This is a genomic window from Allobosea sp. (genome assembly GCF_035944895.1).
GTDB lineage: Bacteria > Pseudomonadota > Alphaproteobacteria > Rhizobiales > Beijerinckiaceae > Allobosea.
Genome location: NZ_DASZAT010000010.1, coordinates 334,911 through 361,537, shown reverse-complemented (window position 1 = coordinate 361,537; position 26,627 = coordinate 334,911). Strand labels below are relative to the sequence as shown.

Below are 26,627 nucleotides of genomic sequence, written 5' to 3'. Positions count from 1 at the left end.
GGCGGAGCGAAGCGCAGGCCCGAGAAGCTCAGGACGAGAAGGTGCCAACGGAACCTCCTCCGGCAAGAAATGCTCGGGCCAAGCCCGAGCATGACGTGTTTCCTCAGACGCAGCGGCCGCCGTCGACCGCCAGGATCGAGCCGGTCACCATCTCGGATTCGTCAGAGCACAGGAACAGCGCGGCATTGGCGATGTCCTGCGGCGTCGAGAACCGGCCCCACGGAATCGTCGCGGTGAAGGCCTTGCGCTTCTCCGGGGTGTCCTCGCCCATGAAGGTCGCGAGCAGCGGCGTCTCGCCGGCGACGGGAGCGATGGCGTTGACGCGGATCCTGTCGGGCGCAAGCTCGACCGCCATCGACTTCGAGAGCAGGTTCGCGGCGCCCTTCGAGCCGTTGTACCAGGTCAGGCCCGGGCGCGGGCGCACGCCCGCGGTCGAGCCGATATTGAGGATGACGCCGCCGCCATGCTCGCGGAAATGCGGCACCGTCGCCCTGGCCATCAGGAAGATCGACTTGACGTTGACGTCGAAGACGCGGTCGAACTCGGCCTCGGTGACATCCAGCATCGGCTGGTTGCGATGGCTGATGCCGGCATTGTTGACGACGATGTCGAGCCGCTCGAAGCGCTTGATCACCTTGGCCACGGCCGCATCGACGCTCTTGGCCTTGCCGACATCGCAGGCGACGGCAAAGGCCTTGCGGCCGATCGCCTTGGCGGCCTCGCGAGCCTTGTCGCCGTTGATGTCGAGCACCGCGACCCGCGCGCCCTCGCGCACGAAGGTCTCGGCGATGCCGAGGCCAAAGCCCTGCGCCGCGCCGGTGATCAGCGCCGTCTTGCCCTTCAATCTCATGGTGCTTCCTCGAGGATTCTATCTGCACGCCGACTGTGGGACGATTTGGCCGGCGGGATAAATACGCTTTCGCGATTGGCCGGATAGCGGAATTGTATGGGCTGGGCGGCCGATCGCGCAGTTTGGCATTCTCGTCACGGTCGGGCTTGTCCCGACCATCCACGTCTTCATCGATCGGGGGCGCTGTTCAAGACGTGGATGCTCGGCACAAGGCCGAGCATGACGGAGAGAGCGCTTACGGCTCTAAGCCCCGATCTCCTCGCGCAGCATCTCCAATTCGAGCCAGCGCTCCTCGGTCTGCGCGATCTCACGTGTGACCTCGTCGAGCCTTGCCGTCGCCTTGGCGAAGAGCTTTGGATCGCGGGTGTAGAGATCACCGGCCAGCGCCGCATTGAGCTTGCCGGCCTCGGCCTGCAGCTTGTCGAGCTGCTGCGGCAGGGTCTTCAGCGCGTGCTGCTCGTTGAAGGAGAGCTTGCGCTTCGCAGTAGCGGTATTGGCGGTTGGAGCGGGCGTCGGTGACGGCACCGCCGATCCCTTCACCGGAACGGCCCGTACCTTGGCGCCGACGCCGCGGCCGCGCTGGGCCAGCATGTCGGAATAGCCGCCGGCGAACTCGGTCCAGACGCCGTCCCCATCCGAGATCAGGGTCGAGGAGACGACGCGGTCAAGGAAGTCGCGGTCATGGCTGACCAGCAGGACGGTGCCGCCATAGTCGGCGAGCAGTTCCTGCAGCAGGTCGAGCGTCTCGATGTCGAGATCGTTGGTCGGTTCGTCGAGCACGAGGAGGTTCGAGGGCTTGGCGAGCGCGCGGGCCAGCATCAGCCGGCCGCGTTCGCCACCGGAGAGCGCCCCGACCGCGGTGCCGCGCTGGATCGGCTGGAACAGGAAGTCCTTCATGTAGCTGATGACGTGGCGCGGCGTGCCGCCGACCATGACCTGGTCCGAGCCACCGCCGGTCAGCGCATCGCCGAGCGGCGTCGCCGGGTCGAGGCTTTCGCGGCGCTGGTCGAGCGTCACCATTTCGAGCGTCGCGCCGAGCTTGACCGTGCCGGAATCGGGCTTGAGCGCGCCGGTCAGCATGTTGATCAGCGTCGTCTTGCCGGCGCCGTTGGGGCCGACAATGCCGATGCAGTCGCCGCGGGCGACGCGCAGCGAGAAGTCCTTGACCACCGGCCGGCCGTCATAGGCCTTGGCGATGTCGACAGCCTCGATCACCAGCTTGCCCGAGGCCTGCGCCTCGCTCGCTTCCAGCCTGACCGAGCCGACGGCCTGGCGGGCGGTGCGGCGCTGCTCGCGCAGGCCATGCAATTCGCCGAGCCGGCGCTGGTTGCGGGTGCGCCGGGCGCTGACGCCGTAGCGCAGCCAGTCCTCCTCGCGGGCAATCTTGCGGTCGAGCTTGTGGCGGTCGAGTTCCTCCTGCGCCAGGACCTCGTCGCGCCAGGCCTCGAACTCGCCGAAGCCGCGCTCAACACGGCGGGTGACACCGCGGTCGAGCCAGATCGTGGCACGCGAGAGCGAGCTCAGGAAGCGGCGGTCATGGCTGATCAGCACCATGGCCGAGCGCAGCGATTTCAGCTCCTGCTCGAGCCATTCGATCACCGGCAGGTCGAGATGGTTGGTCGGCTCATCGAGCAGCAGGATATCGGGCTCGGGCGCGAGCACGCGGGCGAGCGCGGCGCGGCGCGATTCACCGCCCGACATGCTCGCGGGGTCTTCCTCGCCGGTCAGGCCCAGTTCCTCGATCAGGTATTGCGCGCGATAGGCATCGTCGCCGGGCCCCAGGCCCGCCTCGACATAGGCAAGCGAGGTCTTGTAGCCGGAGAAGTCGGGCTCCTGCGGCAGATAGCGGACGGTCGCGCCCGGCTGGACGAAGCGCTCGGCGCTGTCGGGCTCGACGATGCCTGCCACGATCTTGAGCAAAGTCGACTTGCCGGAGCCGTTACGGCCGACCAGGCAGACCCGCTCGCCGGCCGAGACGGCGATTTCCGCGCCCTCCAGCAAGGGTTGGCCGCCGAAGGTGAGCGCGACGTCGCGAAGGTGGAGCAAAGGAGCCATGGCGGGCGGGATAGACTGCGGCGACGCGCCTGTCACCCTGTCGGGTCTTGCCGAGTGCTTTTGCTTGATCCACTATGAGATACGATTTGTATCTCATATGAGATAATGCTCATGAGACAGCCGGCTCTCCGCAAGCCTCGTACCGCCCGTATCGGCGACAATGGCGGCCCGCCGCTCGAGGAGAAGAAGCGCAAGCCGCGAACCGACAAGAGCGAGATCGGTCATTCTTTCGACTGGCGCTTCGCCCATCGCAAGGCCTGGAAGAAACCGCGCGAGATCGCGCTTCGGCGACAGGAACGGGCCGAGGCGCTCGGGCTGACCTATGAGGAATATACGCTCGAAGTGCTGGAGCGCGGCTATTTCCCGCAGGAAAGTCACGTCGAGACGATCGTCGCCAAGCGGCCGCAGCGCCGGCGCGACGGCGGCGTGGTCGGGCAGTCGCTGAAGGGGATGAGGTTGAAGAAGACGTAGGCCTCTCAGGCCCGCAGAGCCCGCCGCAACACCTTCGTCATCGGGCGCTCGAACCAGTGGTAGACCGCCAGCGCCGCGAACACGGCCGTGACCAATGCCAGCACGATGAACAGGCCGGTCGCATTTGGAGCAATCCGGGCGAAGACTTCGCGCAGCGCCCGGATCGCGAAAGGGTGGACAAGGTAGAGCGCATAGGAGGCATCGCCCAGGATGGCGAGCGATCTCACCAGCGCCGAAGGGGCGGTGACATTGCGCCCGCAGGCCGCGGCGGTGACCAGGAGCAGCGCCGCCGGCCCGCGCAGCGCGACCGCCCCCCAGGCGGTCTGGGCCCAGCCATCGCCGGCGGCGGCAACGAGCAAACCGATGCCGGCCGCGGCCATCAGCCAGCGCAGGCGGCCGTCGAGCCGGAGGCCATTCTGGCGGAGCAGGCCGACCGCCATGCCGGCGGCGAATTCGAGCGCGATCGGCTGGCCCCAGAAGCCGAAGGGCAGGGCGAGCGGTCCGGTCAGAGTCTGCGCTCCGACCAGCCCGGCGAGCGCCACGGTCACGAGCGGCACGACCAGCCGTCCCGGCGCGAGCAGCGCTGCACCGAACAGGGCGTAGAACAGCATCTCGTAGTTCAGTGTCCAGCCGAGCGAATAGATCGGCTGTAGCTCGCCCACCGCATTCGCCATCGGCCAGAACAGATAGGAGGCGGCGATCTGCTGGAGATTCGGGGCACCCGAATTGAGCAGCGCAGGCGAGGCGAGGAGCACGACGAGGAAGAGCGTGGTTGCTGCCCAGTAGAGCGGCACGATCCGGGCGATGCGCCGGGCGATGAACAGGCGCGCTCCGTCCGGCCTGCCGAACAACCCGGCCGAGGAATGCACCATGATGAAGCCGGATATGACGAAGAACAGGTCGACGCCGGCATTCCAGGGCAAGGCATGCGAGGGCGCGAAGGCGGTGCCGGCTCTGGCTGCGAGAAAGCCGGCATCGGCCTGGACGTGATGGACGGCGACCATCAGCGCCGCAAGCGCGCGCAGGACCTGGATGCCGTAGAGCTGGGGCAAGGTGCAGATCGTCTTTGAAAGGGGGAAGGCGAGTGTGGCTGCGCTCAGGCAAACCACAAGCGCGCGGGATCGTCGAGACCGAAGCGGCCGGGAGCCGAGGCTATGGCGGCCAGGCCCTGTTCGGCGGGATCGTCGGCGGTGATCACGTTGAGCGCGAAGCGGGCGGCGAGATCCTCGACCGGCGGCTTGCCGGCGAAGACAGCGTGGATCGTCGCCTTGTCGGCGAGCGGCAAGATGCGCGGTGCGATGCCGCCGGCGAGATAGACGCCGCCCGTCGCCTTGAAGCCGAGCGCGAGATCGCCGGCGACGCGCGCCAGCAGCCGCCAGAAGCAGACCACCGCCATCAGTGCGCCGGGATTGCCGTCGAGCGCCAGCGCGGTGACGTCGGCGGCGCTGACATCGGGCTCGGCGACGTCGGATTGACGCATCACTGCGCGATGAAAGCGGATGAGGCCGCTGCCGCTGAGCAGTTCCTCGATCGTGACGCGCGGGATGCCCTCGGCCAGCGCCGGCCAGAGCTTCACTTCGGCCGGGTCCTCCGGGCCGATGCCGATATGGCCGGATTCGGTCGGCACCAGCATGCCGGTGTCGCCGCGCCGCAGCAGGGCTGCAGCGCCGAAGCCGGTGCCGGGGCCGAGCACGAGGCGGGGGCCTTCCGGCTCGGGCTGGCCGCGGACGAGATTGACCAGGTCGCGATCCCTGAGCACCGCCAATGAGGCCGCCAGCGCCTCGAAATCATTGACCAGCAGACCCTGCTCGAAGCCGAGCGCCCGGCCAAGTTCGGGGCCGTCGAAATGCCAGCTGGCATTGGTGAGCTGGGCCTTGCGCCCGTCGAGCGGGCCGGCGACGGCGAGGATGGCCGAGCGTGGCTTCACCGTCAGCGTCGACAGCACCGAGCCGAGCGCAGCTTCCGGCGTCGGATGCGCGCCGGTGCTGATCCGGGCCAGCGGCTCATGCAGGGCGCCGGGGGTCGGGACCAGCGAGAGCCGGCAATTGGTGCCGCCGATATCGGCGACGAGCACCGGATGGGGAAAGCCCGAGCTCACGCGTGCTTCTTCCAGGGCGAGAACCAGCCGAGGCCTTCGAGCGTGCCGGCGCGGGGGCGATACTCGCAGCCGACGAAGCCGGGATACCCCAGCGAATCGAGCTGGGCGAACAGCGCGGGATAGTCGGGCCGGGTGCCGTCCGGCTCGTGCCGGCCCTCGGCATTGGCGATCTGGACATGGCCGACCAGCGGGTAGAGCGCTTCCAGCCGCGCCCCGACATCGCCGTGGATCAATTCGCAATGATACATGTCGAATTGCAGCTTGACGTTGGGCCGGCCGGATTCGCGGACATAGGCCGCCGCCTGATCAAAATCATTGAGGAAATAGCCCGGCATGTCCTTGCCGTTGATCGGCTCGAGCAGCAGGTCGACGCCGTGCTCGCCGAGCTTGTCGGCGGCGTAGGCGAGCGAGGTGCGATAGGCTTTCTGGGCCGCCGGATCGTTCGGGTCGGTGAGGCCGGCCATCATGTGCAGGCGCTTGACGCCGGTCTCGTGGACATAGGCCAGCGCCGTCTCGATGCCAGCGCGGAACTCATCCTCGCGGCCGGGCAGGGCGGCCATGCCGCGCTCGCCCTTGGCCCAGTCGCCGGGCGGCAGGTTGAACAGCGCCTGCTCCAGCCCGCCGCCGGCGAGCGCGAGGCCGACCTTCTCCGGTGCGTGTTCATAGGGGAACAGGAACTCGACCGATTCGAATCCGGCTTCGGCCGCCGCCTTGAAGCGGTCGAGGAATTCCCACTCGTTGAACATCATCGAGAGATTGGCGGCAAAACGCGGCATGGGTCGGTCTCATCAGTCGGATCGAGGCGGCAAGCTAGCCCGTTAGGACCGGTACGTCATCGATAACCTGAGCGGATGGTCTGGGTTCCGCCTCATCAGACACCGAGCAGACGCGGCAGGGACGAGGACAGCAGAGCGAGGCCGGACAGCGTCAGCAAGGTCAGCACGATGCGGCGGAAGGCCTGATCGCTGATGCCGATATAGAGCTTTCCGCCGAGGAGCGAGGGAATCAGCATCGCCGGCGCGACGATGGCGAAGGCCGGCCACATCTCGCGCGTGACATTCCCGGCCAGGACATAGCCGAGCATGGTCGCGGCGAGCATGGTCAGGTTGAAGTTCTGGACGATGGAGCGCTGCACGTCCTTGTCCATGCGGCGTAAGCTGCACCATAGCGTAGGCAGCACGCCGGAGAAGCCGCCGAAGCCGCCCATGATGCCGCCGCCGAGCCCGATCGCGCTGTCGGCCAGGCGCCCGCCGAAGCGGACGGGCGGCAGATGCGGTGCGAACAGCATGATCGGGCACCAGACGGCCAGGAGGATGCCGAGCCCGGCCTTGAACAGGTTGGCATCGACCAGCGGCAATAGCAGGACGCCGACCGGGATGCCGGCGAGGCCGCCGAGCAGGAAGGGCCAGAGCCGGGCGAAGTCGAAGCCGCGGCGCACCGTCACGGCCGCGATGGTCTGGCCGGTCAAACCGCCGAACACGGCCATGACCGCGGCGAGCTTGGGATCGAGCGTCCAGGCCCAGACCGACAAGGAGACCAGGCTGAAGGCGAAGCCGGAGAGACCCTGCACGAAGCCGGCGAGAGCGGCTCCGAGAATCAGGCTCAGGATGGTGTTGGTGTCCATTGGGGCAGCCTGATCGATCACTCGTATCGATAATCAAGCGCTGGTCATCCCGGGCAACCGAAGGGAGATCCGGGATCCATTCCGGAACCTCACCGAGAAGCGTTCCGGAATGGATCCCGGATCGGCGCCGCTGGCGCGGCTTGTCCGGGATGACGCGCGGAAAAAGGAGAGTGGCGAGCTACTTCTTCGCCTCCGGCTTGGCCGGCGGATTCGGGTCCCTGGAGAAGCTGCGGAAGACCATGTCGGGCGAGGAGGTGTTGTGGCGCGAATGGGTGGTGCGGCCCATCCAGACATCGGTCGCCTTGCCGCCGGTGAACGGCATCAGGGCCTCCTCGCGCCAACCCTTGGCGCCGGGCTCGCGGATGGCGATGCGGGCGACGTCGTTGTTGAACTCGGTGACATACATCGAGCGCAGCGCGGCGAAGGCTTTGCCGCCGGCGACCGGCTTGTCGAGCACGGCGTCGAGCACCATGCGGTTCTCGTCGACGCTGTCGAGCTTGAGCGTGCCCGAGCTGCCATCCTTGAAGGCGAGGTTGAAGGAGAGCGTCTTGGGATCGAAGGCGATCTCCTTGATGTTCACCACCGGCCGGGCGCCATCCTGCTCGACCGGTCCGAACAGGAAGGAGGAGCCATAGGCGGCAGCCGAGAGCTGCTGCGGTGGCAGCGGCCGCACGCGCCAGTAGCCGTCCTGCGGATAGACGACCAGCACCTCGTAGGAGCCGGTCTTGCCGAGCTTCCAGAGCTGGACGAGATGGAGGCCCTTCTCGACGCGGTCGCCGACCCGGAAGGTCGTCTCGGCCGGGCGCCAGAAGCTCTCGAAAGTGTAGCCGACCAGCCAGTACTCGATGCTCTCGTAGAAGGTGATGCGTTGCGGCGGCACCGGTGCCTTGTGGACGGGATCGCCGCTCATGTCGCAATCGGTCCAGTCGGCGTCCCAGTTGTCGCGCAGCAGGCCGGCGATATAGGCCGGGTGCGCCGCCTCGATGCGGAAACGCCGGACCTCGGGCGAGATCGCCTTGATGGTGACGTTGTCCTTCTCGGCGCAGGCAACCTGCTCCGACTCGTTCTTGACCTCTACGGCGACGTCGCCGGCGGCGTGGGCCGCGGCGGCGGTCAGCAGAAGCGTCATGGAGATGGCGAGCGGGCGAACGAGAGCGAGCATGGTCATCCTTGGTCGGTTGCGTTCGTGGTCAGCCTGGACAGCGCAAGATGAATGTGGGCTGAGCCGGGTCATAGAGCCGATGCGCCTGCGAAGAAAGCGCGACACCGTGGCAGCTTTCGCAATCGACGCGGGCAAGGCCAGATTGCCGCTGCGTGAGGCGCGCCCGGTCCTTACGTGCAGGGACCGCCTTCGATGCAAAGCTATCTGCTGGCCTCCGGCGTGCTGATGATCCTGATCGGCATCGTCCATTCCGTGATCGGCGAGATCCTGATCTTCCGGCAATTGCGGGCAGGGACGATCGTGCCGCTTCTCGCGCCGCCGCCGCTGCGCGAGCGGCATCTGCGGATACTCTGGGCGAACTGGCACCTGACCTCAGTGCTCGGCTGGGGATTGGCGGCGCTGCTGATCGTGATCGCCGGGGCGCCCGATCTGACAACGCACAAGCTTCACATCCGCATCATCGCGATCGCGACGCTCGCCGGCTCAGTCCTTGTACTCTATGCGACCAAAGGCCGGCACCCCGGCTGGCTCGGCCTGCTCATCGCGGCCGGGCTCGCCTGGTTGGGGCAGAGCGGCGCTTAGGAGAGATCAGCGCGACAGCAGAGCGTAGACATCGCCCGAATTGGCATCATGCGGGAGATCGTGGAGGTAACCGCGCATCGCCTCGCCACCGATCGGTTCAGGGAAGGCGAGTTGCTGGCTCTCGCCGAGCGCGACGTTGAAGCGATAGGGCCCAAGCGCTTCGAGCCGCGCGAGGCAGGCGTCCGCGACATCGCGCTGGATCGTGGTGAACTCGAAGGAGAGGGCAGGCGGCGTCTGCGAGAGGCCGGCGAGGACATGCGCCTCAAAGCCCTCGACATCGATCTTGATGAAGGCGGGCAGGCCATGCTCGCCGATCAGCGCATCGAGCGTGGAGCAGGGCACGGTGAGCTCGCGGTCCCAGACCTGCTCGCGCCAGCCATCCTGGCCGTGGGCCGCATCGACGAACTCGCCCGAGAGGGTCGACACCGTCGGGTTGGCGCTGTTGATCCTCAGTGTCGCGCTGCCCTGGCTGTCGCCGCAGGCGGCCTCGACCAGCGTCACCTTGGGATCGCGGCCATGGATCAGGCGCAGCGCCCGGGCGGGGCCGGGCTGCGGCTCGAGCGCGACGACGCGGGCGCCCAGCCGGCGGAAGGAGGAGATGCGGTCGCCGACATGGGCGCCGATGTCGAAGGCTAGATCGCCGGCCCTGAGGAAGCGGGCATAGAGCGAATCCATCGCCGCCTTGCGGACGTGGTCGCCATGGTAGACGCGCAGCGAGCGCGACAGGCTCCGGGCGGTGCCCTCCGGGTAGGCGACCGGCTTCATCGCGCCTTGCCGCCCTGGATCGCGACGATCTCGGCCGGCGGGTCGAAATCCTCGGGAATGCCGCAGAGGCCGGTGCGGACGAACCAGGCTCCCAGGGCGGGCGCCGCAGTCAGCATTGCGAAGGGGATAGCGAGGACGTAGCCGGCGGTCAGCGGCAGCGACCAGATCAGCACCGTCGGCGAGAGCACAGCGAGCGTGCCGAAAATGTACAGCCCGAACAGCAGATGCGGCCAGAGGCCGGCGCAGGCCGTGGCGAAGGAGAGGGCATGGGCATCGCGCGCCTGGCCATTCCAGCCGATCTTCGCCTTGCCGAAGGCGAGGCCGACCATGAACAGCGTCGTTCGGAAGGTCGAGACCGCGCCCTGCAGGAAGGCGAAGACGATCTCGATCAGCGAGGAGGCGACGAAGCGGGCGGTGCCGCCATAGCGCTTCGTGCCATCCTTCGTCAGCAGGATGTCGGCGAAGCCGGCGAGCTTCGGCGACAGATACATCGCGAAGAACAGCACATAGAGGAAGGCGGCGAAGCCGGCCGGGTAATCGGCGATGCCGCGATCCTCCAGCACCTTCAGCGGCAGGAGCGCGATCATCAGTGTCCAGGCAGGGAGACCGATGAACATCAGGATCGCCCAGGCCAGCTGGAAGCGGCTCATCGCCTTGAGGCCGGGGATGTCCATGATCTTCAGGTACTGGAGATTGCCGAGGCACCAGCGCAGGTCGCGCCGGGCGAATTCCAGCATGGTCGGCGGGTTCTCCTCCCAGCTGCCGGCCTCGACCGGGAGCACGCGGACCTCGTAGCCGGCGCGGCGCATCAGGGTCGCCTCGACCTGGTCATGGCTCATGATGGGACCACCGAGCGGCGGCCCGCCCGGCACGGTCGGCAGATGGCAATGATCGCGGAAGGGGGCGATCCGCACCATGGCGTTGTGGCCCCAGAACGGGCCGCAATCGCCGATCCACCAGGCCGAGCCCATGGTGTAGGGCCGCATGCCGTGGCGCATGCCGAACTGGAAGATGCGGGCAAAGGCGGACTTGCTCGGCATGCCGACGACCAGGCTCTGCAGGATGCCGAGCCTGGGATAGGCCTGCATCATCCGGGCGAGCTTCACGATCGCCTCGCCGGACATGACGCTGTCTGCGTCGAGCGGCAGCATCAATTCGTAGCGATCGCCCCAGCGCTCGCAGAAATCGCGGACATTGCCGGCCTTGTAGCCGGTATTGTCGCTGCGGCGACGATAGACGATCGTGCAATCCTCGCCGGCATCGCGGGAGAATTCGGCGGCAAGCGCCTCTTCCTGCGCCGCGACCGCAGGGTCGTTGGTGTCGGAGAGCACGAAATAGTCGAACCAGCCGCCCTCGCCGGTCGCGTTGACGCTTTCCTTGACGATACGCAGCCGGGCGAAGGCGCGGGCCGGATCCTCATTGCGCAGCGTCATCAGCACGGCTGTGCGGATCGCGAGCGGGGTCTGTGCCTCGCCGGCCGCGGCGAAGGGCGCGACCTGAGCGAGCCCGTCCTTGGTGCCGTGCAGCAGCCAGAGCCCGATCGCGGCGTTCCAGAAGCCGAGCACGGTCCAGGGGGCGCCGAACAGGAAGGCGATGAAGATCGCGATGTCGGCGAGGCTCCAGCCGCCAGCCGAGAGCACATGCGCGAGGCCCCAGAGCAGGGCAGCCAGCGTCGCGAGGTTCAACGTCGCGACCAGAAAGCGCCTCGCCCGCAAGGTCGATACCGACTGCAAGCCCGCGGGCGTCAGCCTGCTGTCCTCTTGCGCCGCCGCCTGGAACGTGGTCGGAGCGGGACGCTGGTTCATGGCGGTTTCCGTCATGGGCTCACGAGGCTGGCGGGGAACGGCGCGGAGGGCGATGCGTGGTAAAGCCGGCAATTGCGAATGAAGCAAGCGCGCAGGCGACCGCGCTCTGGTATGCCGCCGCGCGTGAATGCGTCCTGAACATCGAGGAGCTGCCGGCGCCCGGGCCGGGCGATTGCCTGGTGCGCACGCTGTGGAGCGGCATCAGCCGCGGCACCGAGCGGCTGGTCTTCGAAGGCCGCGTGCCCGAGAGTGAATATGAGCGCATGCGGGCCCCTCTCCAGCAGGGCGCCTTTCCGTTCCCGGTGAAATACGGCTACTGCGCCGTTGGCATGGTGGATGCGGGGCCGGACGAACTGCTTGGCCGGACGGTGTTCTGCCTGCATCCGCATCAGGATCGCTTCGTCGTTGCTGCGGACCGCGTGACTCTGTTGCCGGAGGCGCTTCCGGCAAGACGCGCCGTGCTCGCTGCCAATATGGAAACGGCGCTCAACGCGCATTGGGATGCCGGCTCCGGCCCGGCCGATCGCATTGTCGTGGTCGGCGGTGGCGTGCTCGGCCTGCTGGTGGCGTTCATCGCGGCCAGGCTGCCGGGGGCGGAAGTGACGGTCGTCGATCTCGACGAAAGCCGCGCCGGGCTTGCGCAGGCGCTGGGCTGCCGCTTTGCGCTGCCGGCCGATTGCCCTGTGGATGCCGACATTGTCTTCCATGCCAGTGCGAGCGCCGCCGGCCTCGCGACCGCGATCGGCGCAGCCGGCTTCGAGGCACGCATCGTCGAATTGAGCTGGTATGGCGAGGGCAGCGTCGCGGCCCCGCTTGGCGGCGCCTTCCATGCCCGGCGCCTGCAGCTGGTTTCCTCGCAGGTCGGGCAGGTTTCGCCGTCGCGTCGGCCGCGCTTCGACTATGCCCGCCGCATGCAGGCCGCTCTGGCGCTGCTGGCGGATGAGCGGCTCGATGCGCTGATCACCGACGAGATCGCCTTCAGGGATGCGTCTGCGCGATTGCCGGCGCTGTTCGCCGGCGCGGGGCTGACCGCCGTCTTGCGCTATTGACGCCGCGCCCCGGCCTTCGCCAAGACTGCGCGCGCAGAAGGAGACTGCCCCATGTTTTCCGTCGAAGTCCGTGACCGCATCATGATCGGCCATTCGCTGCCCGATCCGTTCTTCGGCCCGGCGCAGGCGATGCATGGCGCGACCTTCGTCGTCGATGTCGCCTTCTTCCGCGAGAACCTCACCCGCCAGAACGTGGTGGTCGATATCGGCGCGGCGCTGACCGTGCTGAACGAGACGCTGAAGCCGCTGAACTACAAGAACCTCGACACGTTGCCGCAGTTCGAGGGCGTGCTGACCACCACCGAATTTCTCTGCAAATACGTATTCGACGCGATGGCACTGGCGGCCCGCACCGGCAAGCTCGGCGCCGATGCCGCCGATCTCGCCAGGATCCGCGTTACGCTGCACGAGACCGATCTGGCGCGGGCGAGCTATGAGGGCGCGCTCGCGTGAGCGAGATCGTCTTCGCCATTCCCGGCGATCTCTCGCTGCCGACCGGCGGCTATGGTTATGACCGGCGGCTGCTGGCGGAATGGAGCGAGATGGGCGTCGCGGCGCGGCATCTGCCGCTGCCGGCGAGTTTTCCCAATCCAGGCGAGGCCGATCTCGCCGAGACCGGGCGGGCGATCCTGTCGCAGCCCTATGACAGCGTGCTGCTGATCGACGGGCTCGCCTATGGCGCCTTTCCCGAGAGCGTCGCGGCCGGGCTCGCAGGCCGTGTCGTCGCGTTGGTGCATCATCCGCTCGGGCTTGAGACGGGACTGACACCGGCGCAGGCTACCGAGTTCGTCAGGCGGGAGACGGCGGCCTTGCGCTATGCGTCGGCGGTGATCGCCACGAGCGAGACGACGAAGCGGCTGCTCGTCACCGATTTCGCTGTACCGGCGGAGAAGGTCACCGTGGCGGAACCGGGCGTCGATCCGGCGGAGCGCGCTGTCGGCTCCGATGGCGAGACCGTCGAACTGCTTGCGGTTGGCTCGCTCGTGCCGCGCAAGGGCTATGACGTCTTGATCGCGGCACTGGAGGGGATGACCGACAAGCCATGGCGTCTCACCATCGTCGGCGCCGATGATCGCGTTCCTGCTACGACGGCGGCGCTGAAAAAGCAGATCGTGACCGCCGGCCTATCCGAGCGGGTCAGGCTCGCCGGAGCATTCGGACAAGCCGAGCTCGACGCCGCTTATGCGAAGGCTGATCTCTTCGTCATGCCCTCGCTGTTCGAGGGCTATGGCATGGTGCTGACCGAGGCGCTGGCGCGCGGCCTGCCGATCCTATGCACCACGGGCGGTGCGGCGGCGCAGACGGCGCCTGACGAGGCTGCATTGAAGGTGCCGCCTGGCGATGTCGCGGCGCTGCGTACCGGGCTGGCACGGTTGTTGGATGACAGGCAGGAGCGTCTGCGGCGCTCCGATGCAGCCTGGCAGGCAGCCGGTACATTGCCGCGCTGGCGCGGGACTGCGACGATCGTCGCTGAAGTCTGTGCGAAGGTATTCCCATGAGCGGATTTTCTCCCGATTGGCTCGCTCTGCGTGAACCGGCCGACCATGCAGCCCGCAATCCGCAGGTGCTGGCAGCGGTGGGTTCGACCTTCGCTGGCCGGCAATCGCTTTCGATCATCGACCTCGGTTGCGGCGCCGGCTCGAACCTGCGCGGCAGCTACGGCGTGCTGCCTGCTCGCCAACACTGGACGCTGGTCGATGCCGATCCGCGCCTGTTGTCCGTGGCGCGGCGCAAGCTCGCCGAATGGGCCGACGAGGCTCAGGAGCAGGGCGAGGAACTCGTGCTGCGCAAGGACGACAAGACGCTGACGGTCGATTTCCGCCAGGCGGACCTGACCAAGGACCTTGAATGGGTGCTCGGCTGGCAGCCAGACCTCGTCACGGCCGCGGCCTTGTTCGATCTTGCCTCGGTGCGCTGGCTCGAGCGCTTCGTCGCTTCGCTCGTCAGCATGCGGCTGCCGCTCTACACCGTGCTGACCTATGACGGGCGCGAGAGCTGGGAACCGGCGCATCCGGAAGATCAGCGCATGCTGGCGGCTTTCCACCATCACCAGCACAGCGACAAGGGTTTCGGCCCCGCTGCCGGGCCGGAGGCCACCGAGGCGTTGGCGCAGGCCTTCCGCAAGGCTGGCACAGCGGTGACGGTCGGCGAGAGCCCATGGCAGCTAGGCGTGGATCACGTCGATCTCGTTCGAGAACTGGCGGCCGGGATCGCCGCCGCCGTGACGGAGACAGGCCATGTCTCGCCAGAGACCATTGCAAACTGGCTGGAGGCCAAGCGCGGCGCCTCTGTGACTATCGGCCATCAGGACCTGTGGGCACGGCCGGTGTGAGGCCATTGCCAATCACGCCGAATTCGGCCATGCCGCGATCCCGACCATGACCTCGCTTCCCCTCACCATCCGCCAGGAGCTGCCTGGCGACGCCGCGGCGATCGAGCGCCTGCACGAGCGCGCCTTCGGGCCGGGCCGCTATGCGCGCACCGCCTCGCGCCTGCGTGAAGGTGCGCCGCATGACCCGGCACTGTCCTTCGCCAGCCATGTCGGCACCTTTCTGGTCGGATCCGTCCGGGTGACGCCGATCCTTGCCGGTGGCGGGCCAGGGCTGATGCTCGGACCGCTCACCGTCGATCCCGCCTTCGAGGGACGTGGCATCGGCGCGGCGCTGATGAACGCTTCGATCGAGGCGGCGCGCGAGCACGGCCACGAACTGATCCTGCTGGTCGGCGATGCGCCCTATTACGTCCGCTTCGGCTTCAAGCCGGTCAAGCCGGGGCATCTGATCCTGCCCGGTCCAGCCGATCCGGGGCGCTTCCTGGCGCTGGAGTTGGTCGAGGGCGTGCTGGCGCAGCGTCGTGGCGCGGTGGCGGCGCTGAGATAGGTCAAGGCGTCATTCTCGGGCTTGACCCGAGCATCTCATGACGAGAAGACGCTGCTTGGAGCCTCATCTTGCCTGAGATGCTCGGGGCAAGCCCGAGCATGACGATTGTGGTCACGCCTCGCGCTTGAACCTGCGCCCGCTCTCGCCGATCCAGCCGGCGACCAGCGCCCCGAACAGGATGGCAAGGCCGATCAGCCCGACGAAGAGCGGCGAGATCGAGACGCCGCGGACGATGCCGGAATCGCTGATGCGCAGGCCGATCCAGTCGGCGCCGGCGAACTGTCGCCCGGAGCGGACCGGCACGATGCGCGGGATGGTGACGCCCGAGCCGGTCTCCTGGCCGATCCGCCGCGAGGAGCCGCCGGTCGCCTCGGCGAGCGCCTGGAGCTTGCCGGGGTCGCTGACCACCTCCATCAATTCGCGCGGATTCTCCGGGCCGACGCTGGCGAAGGCGGTCAGGTTCTCGGTGGTGATCTTGTGCAGGCCGAACTCGCTCGCTGCGGTACGGGCGACGAAGAGGCCGGGGCGGCCGGCCTCGAAGGGCACGGTCCGGGTCGAACCGTCGGGCGCGGTGATGAGCGCGGGAGCCGGGTTGTCGCCGAGCGTCTGGCGCTCGATCTCGATGTTGCGGCCACGGGCGCTGGCGCGCAGCGCCTCCTCCTCGAGGTCCGGCTCCTTCATCAGCCAGTGGCCGAGGCGACGCAGCAGATCGAGATGCGGGCCGCCATCGCGGAAGCCGCGGGCCCAGAGCCAGGCATGGTCGGAGAGGAAGAGCGCGACGCGGCCCTTCTGCTCACGCGCCAGCAGCAACAACGGGCGCTCGCCCGGCCCGGTCATCACGGCAGAGCCCGAGCGGGTACGGGCGCCAACCATGCGCAGCCATTCGCCCCAGCGCGGCGGCTCGACCTCGGAGCCCGGCAGGTCGCGGGTGACGGGGTGGCGCTTGCCGGGTTCGCTGACCCGGGCGCGATAGGCCTCGTCAATGACGCTGCCATCGGGCTGCGCCGGCAGGATCTGGCCGAGCGGAGTGCGTGCCAGCGACTGGGCGCCGGAATATTCCGGCCCGGCCGCAATCAGCAGGGCGCCGCCGTCGCGGACATAGCGGACGATGTTGTCGAAATAGACCAGCGGCAGGATCGACTGGTTGGCGTAGCGGTCGAAGATGATCAGGTCGAAATCCTTGATCTTGACCTGGAACAGCTCGCGCGTCGGGAAGGCGATCAGCGAGAGCTCGTTGATCGGTGTGCCATCCTGCTTCTCCGGCGGACGCAGGATGGTGAAATGGACGAGGTCGACATTGGCGTCGGCCTTCAGCAGGTTGCGCCAGGTGCGCTCGCCCGGATGCGGCTCGCCGGAGACCAGCAGCACCCGCAGTTTGTCTCTCACCCCGTCGATGGTGATGACGGCGCGGTTGTTGGCGAGCGTCAGCTCGTTGTCGAGCGGAGCGGCCTCGATCTCGATGACGTTCGGGCCGCCGCGATCGATGCGGACGGGCACCTGGACGGTCTCGCCGGCGATGGCCTCGCGCCTTGCGATGATCTCACCGTCGCGGCGTACCGTGATCGCGGCCCGGCCCGGCCCGCCCTTCTCGACGACGCGCAGGCGGACATTCTGCTCCTTGCCGACGATGCCGAAGCGCGGTGAATCGACCAGCACGATGCGCCGGTCGATCTCGCGCTCACGGCCGGTGGTCAGCACGTGCAGCGGAGCGCGCAGGCCGAGCGCCTCGGCCGTGGCGGGCGCGTCGTGGGCGAGACCATCGCTCAGAACGATCGCGCCTGCGACGCGCTCGGACGGCACGTCGGCGAGGCCGGAGGCGAGCGCCTCAAACAGGCGGGTGCCGTCGCCGGCGCCCTGCTGGTCGGTGACCTCGATCGTGCGGGCCTCGACGCCGGAAACCCCACGCAATTGCCGCTCGACCTCGGCCTGGGCGGCTTGCGTCTGCTGCGAGCGGTCGGAGAGGCGATTCGAGGCGGATTTATCGACGACGACAGCGACGACGTCCTTGACCGGCTCGCGATCCTCGAAAACGAGCGAGGGATCGGCGAGGGCGACGGCGAGCACCGTGAGCGCCAGCGCACGCAGGATCGCGCTCCGTCCGGCCAGCACGAGCGCCATGCCGGCGGCGACCGCGGCCAGAACGGCGAGGCCGATCAGCAGCGGCAGCGGGACGAGCGGGGCGAAGGTCAGGCTCCACATCGGGCAGGATTTCCTTCGCTACTGACCGAGGCGTTCGAGCAGGGCCGGGACATGGACCTGATCGGCCTTGTAGTTGCCGGTCAGCGCGTACATCACGAGATTGACGCCGGCGCGCAGCGCCATCTCGCGCTGGCGCGGATCGGAGCCGGACATCGGCACGAGCGCCTCGCCACGCCGCCCGACGGCCCAGGCCGAGGCGAGGTCGTTCGAGGTGATCACGATCGGCGAGACATTGTCGCCGGCCCGCGCGGGTCGGCGGCCATCCTCGCTGGCGGGCGGAAGAACCTCGACCCAGGTCGTGCCGCTGTCATAGCGGCCGACGAAGCCGTCGAGGATGTAGAAGGTCTTGGTCAGGACGTGGTCGCGCGGGATCGGCTCGAGCTCGGGGATGTCGAGCGTCTGCAGCATGCGGCGGAGCTGATCGCCCTCCGCCGTGGTGCCGCCGCCGGGCCGCACGTTCAGCGCGTCGCGGGTGTCGAAGATCACCAGCCCGCCGCCCTTCATATAGGCCTCGACCTTGCGCAGCGTCTCGGCCGAGGGGATCGGCCGGCCAGCGACCACCGGCCAGTAGAGAATGGGGTAGAGGGCGAGCTCGTCGCGGGAGACGTCGACGCCGGCGGCTTCGCCCGGCTCCAGCGCGGTGCGGGCCCCGAGCACGATGTTGAGGCCGGCCATGCCAGCCTTCGACATGTCGTCGACCGTCTTGTCGCCGGTGAGGACATAGGCGAGCCGGGTCGCGCTCGCGGCGGTGACGAGATCGCGCGGCACCGGCGGGCGCTGATCGGCCGGCGGGGCAGGGGGCGCCGGCTGCTGCTGGGCCTGCGCAGTGTCCGGGCCAGGGAGGGCCACGAGGGCGACGGCGAGGAGCAGCGCAGCAGGGGCCGCACGGCGGAAGCGGGCGAGGTTCATCCGGCCTCCGAGCCAGAGCGTCGCCAGCGTGTCGGCAACGAGGAGCAGCAGCGCCAGCACCAGGAGTTGCGGGCGGATGTCGCGGGCGACGGGCTGGTCGATAGGCAGCATCGGCGCTCCCAGCGCGGCGAGGTCGAGCGCTGCCAGCGTATCCGCCGGAGCCAGCGTGTTGACCGCCATCGCCCCGTCGGTCGGGCCATAGATGCCCGGCGGGTGGGCGAGCGTGGCGCGGCCGGTGAAGTTGCGTGCGACGGGCTGCGCGGTTGCCGGCGGTGAGCGGAAAGCGCCCTGGCCGTCGAGGACGCGCGTCGGCGACAGGGTCTCGACCTTGATCTCGCCGCCCTGGCTCTCGGCGGCCGTTGTGCCGGACATGGCGACGATCTTGCGCAGCATCTCGACGAAGAGGCCGGAGAGCGGCAGGTTCGACCAGGTCGTGTCGGCGGTGACATGGACCATGGCGAGCACGCCGTCGCCGCGGCGCTCGCCGGTGACGACCGGGGTGCCGTCCTCCAGCGCCGCCCAGGTCTTGCGGGCGAGGTCCGGCTCCGGCTCGGCCAGGATCTGGCGGGTGACGCGGACATCCTCGGCCAGGGACGAGCCGAAGAAGGGGCTCTCGCGGGTGAAGGGCGCGAGCTTGCGCGGCGCCTCCCAGGAGAGGCCGCCGCCGAGTGTGCGGCCACCGCGGCGCAGGCGCACCGGCGTCAGCTCGTCCGAGGAGGCGGCGAGGCGGGCTCCAGCGAAGCGCAGCAACACGCCGCCGCGCTCGACGAAGGCCGAGACCTTGGCGGCGGTGTCGCCATCGAGCGCGCCGATATCGGCGAGGATCAACACGGAGAGGTTCTGCGCCAGCAACTCGCCGACCGGGTCGGTCGAGCCGGCTCGCGGCTCGCGGATCTCGGCGAAGGGCGAGAGCGCGCGCGAGACGTAATAGGTCGGCGAGAGCAGCGGCTGGGCGGTATCGGCTGTGGCGCCGGAAACGATGCCGACGCGGCGACGCTTGGCCCGGTCGTCGAGCAAAGCGACGGCGCCGGCGCTGCGCTCGCCGGCGATCTCCAGCCGCGAGACGGCGTTGCGGACCTCGATTGGCAGGGTGAGGCGCGCGGTCGTTTCGAGATCGCTGCTGCCGAAGACGAAGGGGGCATCTCCGAGCGGCAGGCCCTTGAGGTCGAGCGCGCGGACCTGGCCGCTCGCGGCGGCATTCGTGGTCGGGCGCAGAACCTTGACGGTCAGCGCGCCGGCGAGGTTCTCGGGCGCGGCGAGGGCACGCTGCTCGGGCGGGCCGGCATGGATCGAGAGCCGATTGGCGCTCGCCTCCTGCTTCAGCCGCGCCAGAAAATCGGCATCGCCGCCGCCGACACCGAGGCCATCTGCGACCCAGACCGTCTCGGCCTGGGGCTGGGCGCGCCAGAAGGCTTCGAGACGCTGGAGATGGGCGCTGCGATCAGGGGCATGCGGCTGCAGGCCGAGCGCGCGCAGACGCTCGAGCGCGCCTTGCGGCTCGGCGAGCGCGATCCCGGCCGGCGCCTCGGCGAGGCCGACGACCGCGACGGGCCGGCCTTCGCGCGCGGCGGCCATGATGCGGCTCTCGGCGATGGCCTGGCGTTCCAGCCAGTCGGTCGCGGCGCCAAAACCGTTGTCGACCAGGAGCAGCAGCGGGCCGCGCAAAGCAGCAGCATCGCGCACCGGGTTCCAGACCGGGCCGGCGACGGCGAGGATCGCCAGGGCAGCAACGGCCATGCGTAGGGCGAGCAGCCACCAGGGCGTATGCGCCGGCGTCTCGCGCTGCGGGATCAGGTCGCGCACGATCTTCAAAGGCGGGAAGTCGATGCGCTTCGGCCGCGGCGGCGTCACCCGCAGGATCAGCCAGAGCACGGGCAGCAGGGCGAGCGCGATCAGGGCCAGCGGGGCAGAGAAGGCGATCGGCAGCGATGAGAGCATCGTCGTCTCCTCCCGCTAGCCGGCCGGGCCGCCGCGCGAGGCGGCGATCAGGCTGGCGATGCGCAGGACGCCTTCGCTGGCCGGCCGGTCGGTCCGGTGCAGGGTCAGCGTCCAGCCGGCATGGCGGCAGGCTTCGCGGATGGCGTCGCGATGGGCCTGCAGCCGCTCGCGGTAGTCCTCGCCCCATTTGCCGGCATCGCCGACCCGCAGCGTCAGACCATCCTCCAGATCGAATAGTTCCGCCTGTCCGGAGAAGGGGAAGGTCTCCTCGATCGGGTCGGCGATCAGCAGGATGTGGCCTCTGGCGCCGCTGCTGGCCAACGTGGCGATGCGTTTCGCGAGTGCTGCGGCCGGCGTCAGACCGTCGGTGATCAGGATCGCGTCGGCGAGGCGCGGCAGCGGCTCTTCCGGCGGCAGGTCGGCCTCGCCATTGCGGCGGTCGGCCAGGATCGCCTGCGCCAGCAATTCGACGATGCGGCGCGAGGCCATCGGCCGGGTCAGGCCGAGATGCCCGACGCGCTCGCCGCCCTCGACCAGCGTTTCGGCTAGCGCGAAGCCGGCGATCAAGGCGCGGTCGACCTTGCTGACCTGGGCGAGCGAAGATGAAAAACCCATCGAGGCCGAGCGGTCGATCCAGAGCCAGATCGCGTGCGAGGCCTCCCATTCGCGCTCTCTGACGAAGAGATGGCCGTCGCGGGCCGAGCGGCGCCAGTCGATACGCGAGGCGGCTTCCCCGGTGACCAGCGGCCGGTATTGCCAGAAGGTCTCTCCGGGGCCGGAACGCCGGCGGCCATGGATGCCGTGCACGCTGGCCGAGACCCGCCGCGCCTCCAGCACCAGCCTGGGCAGGCGTGCGGCGAGATCGAGCGACGCCTTGAGGACCGGCTGGCCCGGCTGGCGCTCGGATTGGCCGAGGACGCGGGTGCGCAGCATCAGAATGCCCTCAACCCAGACGCTCCACCAGCTTGGCGACGATACCCTCGACGGTCTCGCCATCGGCGCGAGCGGCGAAGGTCAATGCGATACGATGCTTCAGCACGGGAGCGGCGAGGGCGGCAACGTCGTCGATCGAGGGGGCCAGGCGACCCTCGACGAGGGCACGGGCGCGGCAAGCGAGGGTCAGCGCCTGGCTGGCGCGCGGGCCGGGGCCCCAGGCGAGCTTGTCGGTGATCGCCTTCTCGCCGTCGCCGGGCCGGGCCGAGCGGACGAGGTCGAGGATGGCATCGACCACGGCCTCGCCGACCGGCAGGCGGCGCACGAGGCGCTGCGTCGACATCAGCGTCTCGGCCGTCATCGCCTGCACCGGCTTGTGCTCGGCGGCGCCGGTGGTTTCCAGCAGAATGCGGCGCTCGGCCTCGCGATCAGGATAGCCGACGTCGATCTCCAGGAGGAAGCGGTCGAGCTGGGCTTCCGGCAGCGGATAGGTGCCTTCCTGCTCGATCGGGTTCTGGGTGGCCAGCACGTGGAAGGGCGCCGGCAAATCGTGACGCTCGCCCGCGACGGTGACGTGATGCTCCTGCATCGCCTGCAGCAGGGCCGACTGGGTGCGCGGCGAGGCACGGTTGATCTCGTCCGCCATCAAGAGCTGGGCGAAGACCGGGCCCTTGATGAAGCGGAAATGGCGCTTGCCGCCCTCGCTCTCGTCGAGCACTTCGGATCCGAGGATGTCGGAGGGCATCAGGTCGGGCGTGAACTGGACGCGGCGGGCCGAGAGGCCGAGCACCGTGCCCATCGCCTCGACCAGCTTGGTCTTGGCGAGGCCGGGCACGCCGACGAGCAGGCCGTGGCCGCCGGCGAGCAGGGTGATCAGCGAGAGATCGACCACCTTCTGCTGGCCGAAGATGACCTGGCCGATCTCGGCGCGGGCGGCGCCGATGGCGGCGAGGGCCGCTTCCGCCGCCTCGACAATGCCGGTGTCGAGGTTGATCGGGGCGTTTGCGTCACGGGCTTGCGCCACCATTGCGATCTCCTTCAGCCTCACGCTCGCGGGCCTTCCTGTCCGATTCCAAACTCTGACCCTCGCAGGGAGCATGCTCAAGGGGCAGAGGGCGGCGGTGCACAACAGTCCGCTTCACGATTATGTAGAGTTCAAGGCGAGAGAGCGATGCAACCGGCATGCCGATGACGAAAGCGCGAGGTGATGTGACTGGAGAGGCCGCGGGCGCGATGAACCGCCTGCTGAGCGCGCTCGGGAGCGGCCCGTCGCGCGGCTTGCCGCCGGTGGAGCGCTGGAACCCGCCCTTCTGCGGCGATCTCGACATGCGCATCGCTGCGGATGGCACCTGGTTCTATCTGGGCACGCCGATTGGGCGGCCGGCGCTGGTCAAGCTGTTCTCCTCGGTGCTGAAGCGCGAGGGCGAGGATTACTTTCTCGTGACCCCGGTCGAGAAGGTCGGGATCACCGTCGAGGATGCGCCGCTCCAGGCCGTCGAGATGGCGGTGGAGGGCGAGAGCGACCGGCGCAGCATCGCCTTCCGGACCCGCACCGACGATCTCGTCACCGTCGGGCCTGACAATATCTTGCGCTTCGAGAGGGCTGCGAACGAGGGCGTGAAGCCTTATGTGCATGTCCGGCGCGGGCTCTGGGCCCGGCTCACGCGGGCACTGACCTATGATCTGCTGGCGCTCGGCGAGATCAGGGAGGGCGGCGAAGAGGCGCAGTTCGGCATCGCGGCCGGTGGCGTCTTCCACGTGGTCGCGCCGGCCAGCGAGATCGAGGGATTCTGATGCAGCATCTTGCCAAGCGGCTCGCCGACACGGCGTTCTGGAACGGGGGCGACCTCGAAGCGCTGCTGCACCGCACCTTGAGGCCTGAGCCGCCGGCCCATGGCGACCTGATCGCGCGGCCGCGCGGCGATCACGATCTCCAGTCCGATCCGATCGACATCCCCGACGAAGCCAGCGCGGTCGAGGCGGCGGTGCTGATCCCGATCGTGCTGCATCCGGGCGAGCCGACCGTGCTCCTGACCCAGCGTGCCGCGTCGTTGCGCAGCCATTCGGCGCAGATCGCCTTTCCGGGCGGGCGTATCGACGCCACCGACGGCTCGCCCCTGGTCGCGGCGCTGCGCGAGGCGGAGGAGGAAGTCGGGCTTGCCCCCGGCAAGGTCAGGGCGGTCGGCTATCTCGACGCCTACCTCACCGGCACCGGTTATCGCGTCACACCGGTGGTCGGGCTGGTCGAGCCGCCGCTGGCGTTGACGATCAACCCGCATGAGGTCGACGAGGCCTTCGAGACGCCGCTTGCCTTCCTGCTCGATCCGGCCAATCACCAGCGCCATGGCCGCGAATTCCGCGGCCGCTATCGCACCTACTATGCGATGCCGCATGGCGATCGCTATATCTGGGGAGCGACGGCCGGCATGATCCGCAATCTCTACGAGCGGCTGGCCGGTTAAAGAGGTCACGCCGAATGCTGCGCTCGCTGATCGAGGAGTTCCTGCTCTTCGTCCTGCCGTTCTGCCTGTTCGCGGGCTATCTCGTGATCCGGCGGCGCAATCCGTTCGATGTCGAGCACTGGAGTCGCCATCTGTTCTGGCTGTCGGTGGTCGGGCTCATGCTGGGCATCGGCTCCTTCATCTATGCCGGCCTGGTCGCGCCGCGCCATACCGGGCCGTTCGTGCCGCCGCATGTCGAGAACGGCAAGTTGGTTCCCGGCGAGTTCGACGACCGGCCGAAGCGATGATGGGTGTCGAACGGCAACGCCTCGGCGAATTGCTGGCGCGCGCCGACGTCGCCGCGCTACTCGCCGCCCTGAATTGTGATGGTGAGGAAGCCCGTATCGTCGGCGGCGCGGTGCGCAATGTGCTGCTGGGCGAACCGGTCGCCGATATCGACGTCGCCACGACCTGCCTGCCGCAAGAGACGATGCGGCGGGCGCGCGCTGCGGGCTTCAAGGCGGTGCCGACCGGGGTCGAGCACGGCACCGTCACCGTAGTGATCGACGGCGCGCCCTTCGAGGTCACGACGCTGCGCCGCGATGTCGAGACGGATGGTCGCCACGCCGTCGTCGCCTTCGGCCGCGACTTTCGCGAGGATGCGCTCAGGCGCGATTTCACCATCAACGCACTCGGGCTCGATGCGACGGGCGAACTGCACGACTATGCCGACGGGCTCGCCGATCTCGCAGTGCGGCGGGTGCGCTTCATCGGTGTGGCAGGCGAGCGGATCGCCGAGGATTTCCTGCGTATCCTGCGCTTCTTCCGCTTCCATGCCCGCTACGGCGTCGGCGAGCCGGATCGGGGCGCGCTCGATGCCTGCATCGCCGGGCGCGCTGGCCTGGACGGGCTGTCGCGCGAGCGGGTCTGGGCGGAGCTGCGCAAATTGCTCGTTGCGCCGCGTGCAACGGAAACGCTGCAGGTGATGGCCGGCGCCGGGTTGCTGATGCCGGTGATCGGCGGCGTTCCGCACCTGTCGCGCTTTTCTGCGATCGCCGATGGGCCGGGGGAGGGCGTGTATCCTGCCTTTCGGCTGGCGGCCTTGGCGGTCGCTGTCGACGAGGATGCGCTCAGGCTGCGCGAGCGGCTGCGGCTCTCCAATGCAGAGTTCGAGCGGATTTCCGGCATCGCCGCGGCGCTGGAGGCGTTGTCGGGGAGAGGAAGCCTGCCGGAGATCGCGGCGCTCCGGCGGCTGGCTCATCGCATCGGAGCCGATGCGGTCGCGGGCGGGCTGGTGCTTCTGGGAGCGGATGGCGGATCGGCTGACACGCAAGCGCTGATCGCCGAGCTGGTGCGGACGCCACCCTTCCTGCCGACCGGCAAGGATGTGCTGGCACTCGGCGTCGACGCCGGCCCGAAGGTCGGGCAGGTGCTCGAGGCGGCCCGTGAGGCCTGGATCGAGGCGGGGTGCCCGGCCGATCGCGATGCGCAGATGGCGCTGGTCGCGGCGAAGGCCGTCGGCGCCGAGGTCAGGGCGCAAACAGGCGAGACACCTCGGCGCTGATCTTGTCCTGGCCAGCGGCGACGGCCCGGATGTGCGCGGGGTCGGAAACACGATGTTTCCTGATCATCGGGATTTCGATGATCCTGTCGGAGCTCAGCGAAAGTTCCCTGATCGTCTTGTCGTTCGCCTCCGTGAGCTCGTCGTCGGTCAGCCCCGCGATCGAGCCATGCACCTCCGTTCCCGGCAGAAGCCCCATGGTGTTGACGTTGGGCGGTTTGCCGCGGAGCACTTCGTGGCCGAGCTGCTGGAAGGTGTTGAGGGTTTTGACGGCATTGATCCTGCCCGGCGCCTTGATCCGGGCCGGCGCCAGGCCGATCACGTCGCCATCCTCGACGAAGAAGGCGCCGTCGGCGATGCCGACGAAGTCGATGCGGATACCGAGACCCGTCAGCTTGGCGGCGGTGTGCAAGGCTGAAAACCCGCCGGCGCTGAAGGCGACGACGACCGTGACCCCCTTGGGCGCGCGGCGACGCACCGCCCTGACTCTCTTGACGACCTCTGCGGTTGGATCCTGCCCGCCCCGGCCACCGAAGAAGGTGGCGATCATCGGCTTCTCGTGGGTATTGAGATAGGCCGGAGTCACGAACGTCCTCTGAAAGAGGTTGTCGGTGACATGGTCCCACGAGCCCGGGGCGATGCCTTTGCCGAAGCCGCTGTACTTGATGAAGATGTCCATCGGCTTCGCAGCCTGCGGTTCCGGCGCCGGAGCGGGCTTGGCGTCGGCCAGATTGAGATCCGCATCGAGCGACTGGATCGTCTGGATGCCGACGACCTTGTCGACGGCCGCCTGCGCCGAGCGCCGGATGTCCCTGGCCTTCTTGTAGGCGTAGACCAGGGCGACCGTGGAGGGGCCGTAGCTGCCACGCTTCAGCTCGTCGGGCGAGATCGGCGGCGTCGCCTTCAGCGCCTTGATCATCGCGTTGAAGCTCTCGCCCTCGATTTCGTCGAGGTTGAGATCCGGGCTCGCCGCGGAAGCTTCACGCAGCTTCATCAGGGCCCTGTGAATGATGCGGACATGCGGCCCGGGCGGCTTGCCCTGATGGATATTGGCTCCGTCGTTGACGGCGCATTGCTCCAGGCGGTCGGTGACGTTGAGCTTCTTGGCGCGAATCTGCTGCTTTGTCTCGTTGTCGACCGCCGCGTCGCCGAGCGTGATCTCGTTGGCTCGGACGAAAAGCTCGTGTGTCAGTCTCGCCATATCGTTCCCGCCGTGATCGACCGCTCCGTCACCGTGGCCTAAGGCAGGATTCTCCCTGGCGCGTCCTTCATTTGGCGGAGGACGCGCGCACCGGGCCGGCGGTCA

General features: G+C 68.6%; 25 protein-coding genes. 11 read left to right on the top strand and 14 right to left on the bottom strand.

The annotated features are described in order from the left end of the window. Positions 1–103 precede the first annotated feature (103 nt). Both VGV58_RS17355 and VGV58_RS17350 read right to left on the bottom strand, forming a co-directional pair. A complete protein-coding gene (locus tag VGV58_RS17355; protein ID WP_091839171.1) occupies positions 104–850 on the bottom strand; it encodes a glucose 1-dehydrogenase in 747 nt (248 codons plus the stop codon). Positions 851–1,093: 243 nt separating this feature from the next. Continuing rightward, positions 1,094–2,905 (bottom strand): ABC-F family ATP-binding cassette domain-containing protein, encoded by a 1,812-nt coding sequence (locus VGV58_RS17350; protein WP_326875284.1) that lies wholly within the window; start codon positions 2,903–2,905, stop codon positions 1,094–1,096. A gap of 111 nt (positions 2,906–3,016) precedes the next feature. On the opposite strand from VGV58_RS17350, the gene VGV58_RS17345 reads away from it, so the two are divergent. Continuing rightward, entirely contained in the window at positions 3,017–3,376 is a 360-nt protein-coding gene (locus VGV58_RS17345; protein ID WP_326875283.1) for a hypothetical protein, read from the top strand. 5 nt (positions 3,377–3,381) lie between these two features. On the opposite strand, the gene VGV58_RS17340 is transcribed toward VGV58_RS17345, so the two are convergent. The 5 genes from VGV58_RS17340 to VGV58_RS17320 form a co-directional block, all read right to left on the bottom strand. Beyond that, positions 3,382–4,428 carry an acyltransferase family protein gene (locus tag VGV58_RS17340; protein ID WP_326875282.1) on the bottom strand — a complete coding sequence of 349 codons (1,047 nt, stop codon included), beginning with the start codon at positions 4,426–4,428 and terminating at the stop codon, positions 3,382–3,384. 44 nt (positions 4,429–4,472) lie between these two features. Continuing rightward, on the bottom strand, positions 4,473–5,474 hold the full coding sequence (locus tag VGV58_RS17335) for a glucokinase (RefSeq protein ID WP_326875281.1): 1,002 nt from the start codon (positions 5,472–5,474) through the stop codon (positions 4,473–4,475). Beyond that, positions 5,471–6,250: a 2-oxo-tetronate isomerase gene (gene otnI, locus VGV58_RS17330; protein WP_326875279.1), complete on the bottom strand. Its 780-nt coding sequence runs from the start codon at positions 6,248–6,250 to the stop codon at positions 5,471–5,473. Before otnI ends, VGV58_RS17335 begins: the two co-directional genes overlap by 4 nt. Before the next feature lie 95 nt (positions 6,251–6,345). Continuing rightward, complete coding sequence (locus tag VGV58_RS17325) at positions 6,346–7,098, bottom strand: sulfite exporter TauE/SafE family protein (RefSeq protein WP_326875278.1); 753 nt, start codon at positions 7,096–7,098, stop codon at positions 6,346–6,348. Positions 7,099–7,276: 178 nt separating this feature from the next. Further along, a complete protein-coding gene (locus VGV58_RS17320) occupies positions 7,277–8,260 on the bottom strand; it encodes a hypothetical protein (protein ID WP_326875276.1) in 984 nt (327 codons plus the stop codon). 192 nt (positions 8,261–8,452) lie between these two features. Between VGV58_RS17320 and VGV58_RS17315 the strand changes: the two genes are divergently transcribed. Next, complete coding sequence (locus tag VGV58_RS17315; protein ID WP_326875275.1) at positions 8,453–8,842, top strand: hypothetical protein; 390 nt, start codon at positions 8,453–8,455, stop codon at positions 8,840–8,842. Between the two features lie 6 nt (positions 8,843–8,848). Here the strand turns inward: VGV58_RS17315 and VGV58_RS17310 are convergent, their stop codons facing one another. After that, positions 8,849–9,607, bottom strand: a complete 759-nt coding sequence (locus VGV58_RS17310) for an FkbM family methyltransferase (protein ID WP_326875274.1) — start codon at positions 9,605–9,607, stop codon at positions 8,849–8,851. Next, positions 9,604–11,412: a glucans biosynthesis glucosyltransferase MdoH gene (mdoH, locus tag VGV58_RS17305; RefSeq protein ID WP_326875273.1), complete on the bottom strand. Its 1,809-nt coding sequence runs from the start codon at positions 11,410–11,412 to the stop codon at positions 9,604–9,606. The genes VGV58_RS17310 and mdoH overlap by 4 nt, the downstream gene beginning before the upstream one ends. A 56-nt stretch (positions 11,413–11,468) precedes the next feature. On the opposite strand from mdoH, the gene VGV58_RS17300 reads away from it, so the two are divergent. The 5 genes from VGV58_RS17300 to VGV58_RS17280 are packed head-to-tail and all read left to right on the top strand — an operon-like array spanning position 11,469 to position 15,340. After that, on the top strand, positions 11,469–12,461 hold the full coding sequence (locus VGV58_RS17300; RefSeq protein ID WP_414644007.1) for a zinc-dependent alcohol dehydrogenase: 993 nt from the start codon (positions 11,469–11,471) through the stop codon (positions 12,459–12,461). 51 nt (positions 12,462–12,512) lie between these two features. Next, the gene (locus VGV58_RS17295) at positions 12,513–12,914 is read left to right on the top strand and encodes a 6-pyruvoyl trahydropterin synthase family protein (RefSeq protein ID WP_137879899.1); all 402 of its coding nucleotides are present in this window, start codon (positions 12,513–12,515) and stop codon (positions 12,912–12,914) included. Beyond that, positions 12,911–13,960, top strand: a complete 1,050-nt coding sequence (locus VGV58_RS17290) for a glycosyltransferase family 4 protein (RefSeq protein ID WP_326875272.1) — start codon at positions 12,911–12,913, stop codon at positions 13,958–13,960. The genes VGV58_RS17295 and VGV58_RS17290 overlap by 4 nt, the downstream gene beginning before the upstream one ends. Next, positions 13,957–14,793 carry an SAM-dependent methyltransferase gene (locus tag VGV58_RS17285; RefSeq protein WP_326875271.1) on the top strand — a complete coding sequence of 279 codons (837 nt, stop codon included), beginning with the start codon at positions 13,957–13,959 and terminating at the stop codon, positions 14,791–14,793. Before VGV58_RS17290 ends, VGV58_RS17285 begins: the two co-directional genes overlap by 4 nt. A gap of 46 nt (positions 14,794–14,839) precedes the next feature. After that, complete coding sequence (locus VGV58_RS17280) at positions 14,840–15,340, top strand: GNAT family N-acetyltransferase (RefSeq protein WP_326875270.1); 501 nt, start codon at positions 14,840–14,842, stop codon at positions 15,338–15,340. Between the two features lie 111 nt (positions 15,341–15,451). On the opposite strand, the gene VGV58_RS17275 is transcribed toward VGV58_RS17280, so the two are convergent. From VGV58_RS17275 to VGV58_RS17260, 4 genes are read right to left on the bottom strand one after another with little or no spacing between them, the layout of a single operon-like run. After that, a complete protein-coding gene (locus tag VGV58_RS17275) occupies positions 15,452–17,539 on the bottom strand; it encodes a hypothetical protein (RefSeq protein WP_326875269.1) in 2,088 nt (695 codons plus the stop codon). Positions 17,540–17,557: 18 nt separating this feature from the next. Next, positions 17,558–20,386 (bottom strand): DUF4159 domain-containing protein, encoded by a 2,829-nt coding sequence (locus VGV58_RS17270; RefSeq protein WP_326875268.1) that lies wholly within the window; start codon positions 20,384–20,386, stop codon positions 17,558–17,560. Positions 20,387–20,401: 15 nt separating this feature from the next. Then, positions 20,402–21,319, bottom strand: coding sequence for a DUF58 domain-containing protein (locus tag VGV58_RS17265; RefSeq protein ID WP_326875267.1), 918 nt, complete (start codon positions 21,317–21,319; stop codon positions 20,402–20,404). A gap of 10 nt (positions 21,320–21,329) precedes the next feature. Then, on the bottom strand, positions 21,330–22,346 hold the full coding sequence (locus VGV58_RS17260; protein WP_326875266.1) for an AAA family ATPase: 1,017 nt from the start codon (positions 22,344–22,346) through the stop codon (positions 21,330–21,332). Positions 22,347–22,507: 161 nt separating this feature from the next. Between VGV58_RS17260 and VGV58_RS17255 the strand changes: the two genes are divergently transcribed. From VGV58_RS17255 to VGV58_RS17240, 4 genes are read left to right on the top strand one after another with little or no spacing between them, the layout of a single operon-like run. Continuing rightward, the gene (locus VGV58_RS17255; RefSeq protein WP_465247885.1) at positions 22,508–23,113 is read left to right on the top strand and encodes a DUF1285 domain-containing protein; all 606 of its coding nucleotides are present in this window, start codon (positions 22,508–22,510) and stop codon (positions 23,111–23,113) included. Continuing rightward, positions 23,113–23,781, top strand: coding sequence for a CoA pyrophosphatase (locus VGV58_RS17250; RefSeq protein ID WP_326875264.1), 669 nt, complete (start codon positions 23,113–23,115; stop codon positions 23,779–23,781). The genes VGV58_RS17255 and VGV58_RS17250 overlap by 1 nt, the downstream gene beginning before the upstream one ends. Before the next feature lie 14 nt (positions 23,782–23,795). After that, on the top strand, positions 23,796–24,068 hold the full coding sequence (locus tag VGV58_RS17245; protein ID WP_326875263.1) for a DUF6111 family protein: 273 nt from the start codon (positions 23,796–23,798) through the stop codon (positions 24,066–24,068). After that, positions 24,065–25,324: a CCA tRNA nucleotidyltransferase gene (locus tag VGV58_RS17240; RefSeq protein WP_326875262.1), complete on the top strand. Its 1,260-nt coding sequence runs from the start codon at positions 24,065–24,067 to the stop codon at positions 25,322–25,324. The genes VGV58_RS17245 and VGV58_RS17240 overlap by 4 nt, the downstream gene beginning before the upstream one ends. Here VGV58_RS17240 and VGV58_RS17235 read toward each other — a convergent pair. Then, a complete protein-coding gene (locus tag VGV58_RS17235; protein ID WP_326875261.1) occupies positions 25,290–26,522 on the bottom strand; it encodes a hypothetical protein in 1,233 nt (410 codons plus the stop codon). The two genes, VGV58_RS17240 and VGV58_RS17235, sit on opposite strands and share 35 nt — an antisense overlap. Positions 26,523–26,627 lie beyond the last annotated feature (105 nt).